The sequence below is a fragment of the Schlesneria sp. genome (assembly GCF_036405755.1).
Classification (GTDB): domain Bacteria; phylum Planctomycetota; class Planctomycetia; order Planctomycetales; family Planctomycetaceae; genus Schlesneria; species Schlesneria sphaerica.
Genome location: NZ_DASWWZ010000400.1, coordinates 1 through 2097, shown reverse-complemented (window position 1 = coordinate 2097; position 2097 = coordinate 1). Strand labels below are relative to the sequence as shown.

The window sequence follows — 2097 nt, the reverse complement described above, 5'->3', positions numbered from 1 at the left end:
TGATGTCTCGTTCATCAATATCGACACGGACGCGAAGACGCTGCAGGTCTCCCAGCAGAATCAACGCCTTGGACGACGAAGAATTAACGTATTCTCCCGGCCGCACATCGATTTTCAGAATTTGACCATCGACGGGGGCTCGGACGAGACAGCGGTCAATCTCTGTCTCAATATTTTCGACTTCGGCACGAGCTGACTCGAGCGAAGCTTGTGTTACGGCTTTGTCGGAATCCCACGCACCGGCCATCAGTAGCGAGTGCTCAGCCTGGGCCTGCTGATATTGCTGGTCGGCCGCCGCGAAAGTGAATCGCCGCGAAGTAAATTCCTCATCCGACATGACCTTGCGTCCCAGCAACTGTTCGCCCCGGTCCAGCAGGTCTTTCAGGCGGGTTCGGTTCGCTTCGGCAACGCGGACTTTGGCTTCGCTTGGAGGAATCTCTTCCGGCCTCGGCATTTGCTCAAGCCGGTTGAGCTGGGCTTCGGCCATGGCCACCCGTGACTGCATGACATGTAACTGAGATCGGAGGTGCCTGTCGTCGACGCGAAAGAGAGGAGTTCCAGCCGTCACGCGCTGACCAAGTTGCTCGGCAGTGACGCAAACTTCAAGAACCACTCCGGCGATTGGCGTCCCGATTGAAATATTCTCGGTACGGGCCTCGACCAGACCTGTACCAGAGATACCAACCGTGAATGATTGCTTGGGGGGCTCGACCAGCGGCGTCGCTCTCGGAATTTTTTCCGCGGCAAACATCAGGTGATAGATGGAAAATGCGAACATGCCTGTGGCGAGCACGGGAAGAAAGAGGGCACGCACGGTTTTCAACATTTCAGTCCAGCCTTCTGACATTTCAATAAACTGTTGTGATCGGTTTGCTTCGGTTTCAGGAAGAGCTTGTCATCCGTCTTGCGATGTCGTGTTAGTGATGAATTTCGAGAGGACGAACACCCGTGGGATCGGGGACTTCCACTTTTGTCACCACTCCATCATCCATGTGGATGATTCGGTCACCAAAACTGAAAACACGACTGTCGTGAGTCACGACAATGACCGCACGGTCGGGCTGAAGTGCGACACGTCTCAGCAATTCCATCACAGTTTGACCCGACTGAGCGTCGAGTGCCGCAGTCGGTTCGTCACACACCAGCAAACGTGGCTCATGCACGAGGGCTCTCGCAATCGCCACTCGTTGCTGCTGTCCCCCGGAAAGCTGATTGGGAAACAGGTGCATTCGTTGCGCCAGTCCGACTTCCGCGAGAATTTCTTTGGCCTCTGCAAACGCTTTCCGACGCGACATCCCCGCAATGATCAGAGGGATCGCGGCATTCTCCACGGCGGTCAGGGTCGGCAGCAGATTGTACTGCTGGAACACAAAACCAATATTCTTTTGCCGGAACTGGACGAGACGAGAACCGCTCATTCCAATCAAGTCTTCTCCCAGCACGGTCAGCGATCCGCTCGTCGCATTCAGCAGCCCCGCAACAATCGAGATTAACGTCGTCTTACCGCAGCCGGACTGACCGACCAGCAACGTCATCTGTCCCGCAAGGACATCAAGGTCGACGCCGCGCAGCGCGATCGTTTTGGCTTCGCCCGTGCCGAACTCTTTGAAGATCTGACGACACGCGACAGCCAGCACCTCAGGCGGGTGTATGTCACTGATCGGTGAAGGTGAAACTACGGTCATGGATCAGCCTCGGAAGACAACCGCAGGTTCCAGGAACAACACTTTTCGCAGACTGAACAGACTGGTCAGCAGAATGATGATCACCACGGCCAATCCCACGCCGATGGCCGCAACGAGGTTGAGGTGAATGCCTGCCATCGGAGCGATTCGATTCGTGAACGTGAAGAAAATTGCCGTCGTACCCATTCCCAGGCCGTAGCCAATACCGCTGACGACGCTGGCCTGCAGCAGGATCATCGAGATCAAGCGGGCGTTGGTGACTCCCATGGCCTTAAGTGCTCCGAATTGTTTCAGGTTTTCGAGCGTGAACAGGTAAAAGGTCTGACCGGCCACCGCTGCTCCCACGATGAATCCCAGGCCGATCGTGATCCCGAAGTTGATAGGAATCCCGGTGGAACTCATGAAATAGTCG

Annotated in this window: 3 protein-coding genes; all 3 read right to left on the bottom strand. The window is 55.7% G+C overall.

Translation table 11 applies throughout. From position 1 onward, the window contains the following. On the bottom strand, positions 1 to 826 hold an 826-nt coding region (locus VGE80_RS13785; RefSeq protein ID WP_440593077.1), incomplete at its 3' end, for an HlyD family secretion protein. 91 nt (positions 827 to 917) lie between these two features. Next, positions 918 to 1685 carry an ABC transporter ATP-binding protein gene (locus VGE80_RS13780; RefSeq protein WP_373652450.1) on the bottom strand — a complete coding sequence of 256 codons (768 nt, stop codon included), beginning with the start codon at positions 1683 to 1685 and terminating at the stop codon, positions 918 to 920. A 3-nt stretch (positions 1686 to 1688) separates the two neighbouring features. Next, the coding region (locus VGE80_RS13775) for an FtsX-like permease family protein (protein WP_440593076.1) at positions 1689 to 2097 on the bottom strand (409 nt) is incomplete at its 5' end.